This is a genomic window from Variovorax sp. P1_H12_2 (genome assembly GCF_056405335.1).
This window is the reverse complement of sequence record NZ_JBFUCI010000400.1, coordinates 1-5,884: the sequence shown is the minus strand read 5'-3', so window position 1 is coordinate 5,884 and position 5,884 is coordinate 1. Positions and strand designations below refer to the sequence as shown.

At 66.5% G+C, this 5,884-nt stretch carries 6 protein-coding genes; 3 read left to right on the top strand and 3 right to left on the bottom strand.

What is annotated here, in order from left to right:
- Both AC1D2K_RS28305 and AC1D2K_RS28300 read right to left on the bottom strand, forming a co-directional pair.
- Window positions 1-1,190 (bottom strand): flavin-containing monooxygenase (locus AC1D2K_RS28305; protein ID WP_478092891.1); only part of this gene is annotated, 1,190 nt, incomplete at its 3' end.
- A 33-nt stretch (window positions 1,191-1,223) separates the two neighbouring features.
- Complete coding sequence (locus AC1D2K_RS28300; RefSeq protein WP_478092889.1) at window positions 1,224-2,078, bottom strand: SDR family oxidoreductase; 855 nt, start codon at window positions 2,076-2,078, stop codon at window positions 1,224-1,226.
- 92 nt (window positions 2,079-2,170) lie between these two features.
- Between AC1D2K_RS28300 and AC1D2K_RS28295 the strand changes: the two genes are divergently transcribed.
- The 3 genes from AC1D2K_RS28295 to AC1D2K_RS28285 all read left to right on the top strand — a co-directional run bounded on the left by AC1D2K_RS28295 (window position 2,171) and on the right by AC1D2K_RS28285 (window position 4,284).
- Window positions 2,171-2,959 (top strand): IclR family transcriptional regulator, encoded by a 789-nt coding sequence (locus tag AC1D2K_RS28295; RefSeq protein WP_478092887.1) that lies wholly within the window; start codon window positions 2,171-2,173, stop codon window positions 2,957-2,959.
- A gap of 75 nt (window positions 2,960-3,034) precedes the next feature.
- Window positions 3,035-3,610, top strand: coding sequence for a flavin reductase family protein (locus AC1D2K_RS28290; protein WP_478092886.1), 576 nt, complete (start codon window positions 3,035-3,037; stop codon window positions 3,608-3,610).
- A 278-nt stretch (window positions 3,611-3,888) separates the two neighbouring features.
- Window positions 3,889-4,284: a response regulator gene (locus AC1D2K_RS28285; protein ID WP_478092884.1), complete on the top strand. Its 396-nt coding sequence runs from the start codon at window positions 3,889-3,891 to the stop codon at window positions 4,282-4,284.
- Window positions 4,285-4,810: 526 nt separating this feature from the next.
- On the opposite strand, the gene AC1D2K_RS28280 is transcribed toward AC1D2K_RS28285, so the two are convergent.
- On the bottom strand, window positions 4,811-5,407 hold the full coding sequence (locus AC1D2K_RS28280; RefSeq protein WP_478092883.1) for a hypothetical protein: 597 nt from the start codon (window positions 5,405-5,407) through the stop codon (window positions 4,811-4,813).
- Window positions 5,408-5,884 lie beyond the last annotated feature (477 nt).

Genomic DNA, 5,884 nt, shown 5'->3' with positions numbered 1-5,884 from the left:
GCCGCCTGCGGGCGGCCGTCGGCCTGCGCCTTGAAGTAGCGCGCGACCAGTTCGGCCTGCTCGTAGCGCCCCTGCCAGCCGATGCCGCTGGCCTCGATCATGCCGAGCACCGCGAGGTTGTCGAAGCCCGGCGCGAAGATGTTCAGGTACAGCTTGGGCGCCATGCCCTGCCAGTTGAGCCAGGTGCGGTCGATGAAGGGGTAGTGCAGCTTGTAGCCGGTGGCGCACAGGATCAGGTCGTAGTCGCGCGCGCTGCCGTCCTTGAAGTGCACCGTGTGGCCGTCGAGGCGCGAGATGTCGGCGCGCACGCCGATGTCGCCATGGCCGATGTGGTGCAGCACCAGCGAGTTCACCACCGGATGCGATTCGTACATGAGGTAGTCGGGTTTCGGGAACCCGAAGCGCACCGGATCGCCGGTGAACCACTGCAGCACCTTGGCGTCGAGCCGCTGCTTGATCCAGGCCGGCAGCGGACGCTTGCCGCCGAGCGTATCGGCCGGCTTGCCGAAGATGTACTTGGGCACGAAGTAGTAGCCGCGGCGCACCGAGAGATCGACGCTCTTCGCATAGTGCACCGCATCGACCGCGATGTCGCAGCCGCTGTTGCCGGCGCCGACCACCAGCACGCGCTTGTCCTGGAACAGCTTCGCGTGCTTGTAGGCCGAGGTGTGCAGCAGTTCGCCGTCGAAGTGCCCCTCGAAGCGCGGCATGCTGGGTTCGGACAGGGTGCCGTTGGCGATGATCACGCCCTTGTAGTCGGCGCTCTCGATGCGGCCGTTGCCGGCGTCCACGCTGACGCGCCAGAGCGTCGAGGCGGTCTCGCTCACCGGCTCGACGCGGATCACGCGGGTGCCGAAGCGGAAGTGGCGGCGCAGGTCGAAGTGGTCGGCGAAGTCGCTGAAATAGCGGCACAGCTCGGTGTGGCTCGGGTAGTCGGCCACGCTGTCCGCCATCGGGAACTCGGCGAACTCGGTGGTGCGCTTCGACGAGATCAGGTGCGCCGACTGGTAGACCGTGCTGCGCGGATTGCCGATGTTCCAGAGCCCGCCGACGTCGTCGTAGGCCTCGAAGCCCTGGAACGGAATGCCGAGCTTCTGCAGGTTGCGGGCGCCGGCGAGACCCGAGGGGCCGGCGCCGATCAGTGCGATTTGCTGGTGCGAGGGCACGGGTGCGGACACGGGATGGCTCACGAAAAAAACTCCGGCTTCAGGGTGGCCGCGCGGTCAGTGCGCGGTGGATTCGGGTGCAGAGGCCGGCGCGCGAGACGTGGCGTCTGCGGGCAAGCCCGGGATCGGCGTGGCGCCGGGATCGCCCGCGCGCGGCTTGCGCGGCTGCCGCAGCAGCAGCGCATCGTGCCAGGCATCGGGCAGCAGGCCCAGCGCATTCGACAGCCAGCCGAGACGGCGCGGCAGCACCAGCTGCTCCTGCCCTTGCGACAGGGCGCGCAGGATGGCGCTGGCCGCGGCCTCGGGCGCCATCAACCCCGGCATCGCGAAGCGATTGCCGGCCGTCAGCGCGGTGCGCAGGTAGCCCGGACTCACGGTGCAGACCTGCACGCCGTTCGGCCGCAGCTCGGCGCGCAGGCTTTCCAGATAGCGGATCAGGCCGCCCTTGCTGGCGCAGTAGGCGCCGTTGCCGGGCAGGCCGCGGCGACCGGCCAGGCTGGCGATGCCCGCAAGCATGCCGCGGCCGCGCTCGCGCATCGGCGCAACGAAGGGCTGGAAGGTGGTGGCGACGCCCAGCAGGTTGATCTCGAGGATGCGGCGGAACACCGCCAGGTCCGAGGCCTGCGCGGTGTCGAAGCCGCCGGCCACGCCGGCGTTCGCGATCACGGCGTCGGGCGTGCCGAAGCGGCCAACCCAGTCCTGGGCCATCGCCTGCATCGCGCCGCTGTCGCTGACCTCCGGCGTATAGATGGCGCAGCGCCCGGGCGCAGTGGCGGCCAGGGCGTCGAGCGTGGCGCGGTCCAGGCCGACCAGGGCAACCTTGGCCCCGCGCGCCAGCGCCTCGGTGGCCAAGGCGCGGCCCAGGCCGCCGCAGGCGCCGGTGATGACGAGGTTGTCGAGGGGAATATTCATGGGCATAGAAATGTCTCTCCTCGGAACTTTAGCGAATCTGCGGCAGAATCTCGGAATTATTATTTAATCCGTCTCGATTTTCGAGATTTCAGATGAGTTATTCCGAATCGCCTCCTGCCGAGGAGACCGAACACGCCGCCACGCCCGGCCTGCGCCTGCTGCAATTGCTGGAGTTGGTGTGTTCCGCCCCCGAGCCCCAGACGCTTGTCGACATCGTGCGCCTGAGCGGCCAGCCGAAGCCCTCGGTTCACCGGATGCTGCAGCAGTTGGAAGTCGGTGGCCTGCTGGCGCGCGGCGGCGACGGCCGGCGCTATGCGATCACGCCGCGCCTGATGCGCTTCGCCGAAACGGTGCTGCGCGGCAGCACCTCGACCGGCGTGCGGCATGCGGTGCTGCGCCAACTGGTGGCGGACGTGGGAGAGACCTGCAACCTCACGGCGCTGTCGGGCGCCGAGGTGATCTATCTCGATCGCGTCGAGACCGCATTTCCGCTCAGGCTGGAGCTCGGCCCCGGCTCGCGCGTGCCGCTGCACTGCTCGGCCAGCGGCAAGCTGTTCCTGGCCCATCTGCCGAAGCCCCAGCGCGAGCGCCTGCTCGACGGGCTGCAGTACCAGCGCTACACCTCGCACACGCTGTGCTCGCGCGAGGCGCTGGAAGCCGAGCTCGACCGCATCCGGCAGGATGGGCATTCGGTCGATGCCGAGGAGTTCATCGATGGGCKGGTCTGCGTCGCGGTGCCCGTGCGCGACGATGCGCACGGGCCGGTGCGCTGCGCGGTGGCGCTGCAGGCGCCGGCGGTGCGGATGCCGCTGCCGGAGGCGCTGAAGCAACTGGACAAGCTGCGCAATGCGGCGCAGGGGATTGCACGGGCGATGCGCTGAGGCCGCCGCCCCGGTGGTTCTTCAGGGCCAGGCGGGGCGTCCACAATGCCGAGTCGAACCACGAGGATGTCCGCGATGAATCATTTCCAGCCGGTCGCGCTCGCGCATGCAAGCCGCCTCGTCAACCATGGCCCGACCGTTTGGGTGACGAGCGCCGACGGTGCGCGCCGCAACGTGATGGCGGCCGCCTGGTCGATGCCGGTGGAGTTCACGCCGCCCCGCATCGCGGTGGTGATCGACAAGAACACCTACACGCGCGAGCTCGTCGCGGCCAGCGGCGCCTTCGGCATCTGCCTGCCCGGCACGGCGCTCGTGGACCTGACCTACGCCATCGGCAGCACGAGCGGCCGCGCGCTCGACAAGTTCGAGCGCTACGGCATTGAGGCGAGCCGCGGTCCTGTGCTGGGCATGCCCCTGCCGGAGGCGGGCTGCGCCGCTTGGCTCGAATGCCGGTTGATCCGCGAGCCGCACGCCGAGGATGCCTATGACACCTGCTTCGGCGAGGTGGTCGCGGCGGCGGCGGATTCGCGCATCTTCGCCGCTGGGCACTGGTTGTTTCGCGAGGACAACGCGGACTTGCAGACCATTCATCACCTTGGCGCAGGCAACTTCGTGCGGGCTGGCGGGGTGCTGAAGGCAGCGCCGCTGTAGCACGCCGGGGCGCGATTGCGAGGCCGCTGAGGGGTCGACGAGTCCTGCCGGGTCGCACGCGGCTCCGGACGCAAGCGCGGCATAAAGGCAATGCGCGGAGGGCGTTGGTCCTACAGCAGAAAAAATTGGAGAGCCTATCCTGTTTCCGACGGGCACGTTCGTTGTCTATGGGGAATTGGAATGCCATGTCTTTGGATGGCAACTCGTCAAATCTTCCGCGCAAAGGCGGGCGTATCGACGCCGCTGGGGATTGGCCCCCGAGCGCCGCCGGATGGGGAGTGGCGTTCGTGATTCATTCGGGGCTGCCCCTGCGGGCGTTTCTGGTCGAGGACAACGAGGTCATACGGGCCAATCTCGAAGACGCCCTCACGGAGTTGGCGCATGTGGAGGTTGTCGGGTTTTCAGGGAGCGCGCTGGAGGCGTCCGATTGGCTCGCCGTCCATTCCGGCGAGTGGGATTTGGCGGTCGTGGATCTGTTCCTGACCGAGGGAAGCGGGCTGACCGTGTTGGCCTCTTGCAGGGTGCGCGACCCTGGCCAAAGGGTCGCTGTGCTCAGCAACTATGCGACCCGGGATATGCGCTCACGCTGCAAGGCGTTTGGAGCCGACGCGGTCTTCGACAAATCGACCGAATTGGACGAGTTCATTGAGTTCTGCCTGGATCGGACTATGTAAGGAACTGCGCGACCCCTGGGAACGGCAAGAGTGATCGGCGTCGTCCGGAAGTTTACGAAGCGGTTTCGGTAGAAACCGCGCGTAAAAGCAGTTGCGCCATCGGATGGATTTGTTGATTGTTGATCGCTTGTCTATCTGGCAGGCGCTGCAATCTTCAATAGGGCGGAATCATGCCGAAGGACACTGCACGAGCACGTGCGAGACTTGGATGGGAAGCTGCCTGCGAGCGCTTGAGAGACTCCCTGGATCCGCCGCCGGGCTCGCCCCTGCGTTCGCGCGAAGAGCGGATATTTGCATTCGCTATTGCAATAAGCGCACTTGAAGAGTTGGCCCGCGCCTTCGGAGCGGATCGCTTGGCAGAGGGAACGCCGCACCACCTGCCGTTGCGCGACGGTCCCGAAGAACCTGATTCGCCAGGCCAGATGTAGCTTTCGGCCATGCCTCGTCAGCATAGTCGACTGCACACGCAATCGTGGCGCAGGAGCGGTGATTCAGCTCATTGAGATGCCGGTGGAAGCGGGACGCATTACCCCACCAAGGTCGGATTGCGCCGCGCTTCGTCGATCCGCCGCTGCCTCAGCGCTTCGCGGCATTCACTCCAGCGCGCGGCTCTTGGCTCGGCGCACCGAGCGTTGACACAGACGGCGCGAGCCAGGAAATTTCGACTTCTGCAGGCTGCCAGCGGGTCCGGATTCAGAGCGGCCGCCCTCAATGGCCTTCGAGATTTTCGCGGCGAGAAGGTTGAGGCGGCAGAAGGTTGCGCAACAGGTTCATCGTCGTTCTTGACCTGCGGTTCATCGCGCCCCGGTTGGATTTTGGTTTCCCCGTTGTGGGTTCGCGAGTCGAATGTGGCGAGTCTCGCGCGGTCCCCTTGCGTCACCTGTGCCGACTGAGGCACGACCGTCGCGGCGGGCGTCGACAGGGCCATTGCCGAAGGCTCGAATCGCACTCTCGATTCCATGCGAGTCGCATACCAAGCAACGAATGCCGCAAAAAGCACCAGTGATGGCACCAAGGCCAGTCGCAGAACGTTGCCCAGCGCGCTGGCATCCGGATCATCGGTCTTCTCGGATGCGTGGTGCGCCAGCAGATTTTCGACCTGATCGTCGATCGTGGACGGCATCGACTCGCCGCAAGCACGGCAGTGGAGGGCACGACCGCGGTTGACCGTGTGACAGGAGGGACAAGTGGGGCCCACAGTATCCGTTCGACGCAAGAGCAAGCCGAGGTAGTCGCTGACCTGTACGTACGCAACGGGTTCCTCGGGCATCGCGGGCCAGCCAGATACGGCAGCGGATGGGCTCATCATCTTGAACTCCTTTGCTCCCGGGCGCTCGCAGGTCTTCGCAAGAACCCGGGCGCCCCTTCGGGCAGGTTGTGGCAAAGGGGAAACCTTTTCAAATTCGGGTCGCCGCCGTCTGTCAGACGGCATCTGAACGTTGCAGGGAAAAGCGCCACGTTGCAACGCTGGCTCGCCGCTGCATGAGCCCGTTCCGTGACAGCGCCCCGCAGCGCGATGCCTCGGGCGATGCGCGCTGCGCCGGAAGTTCCGTCGGATCGATGATCCCGGTGCGACGGTCTTGACCCATGAGATGTATTT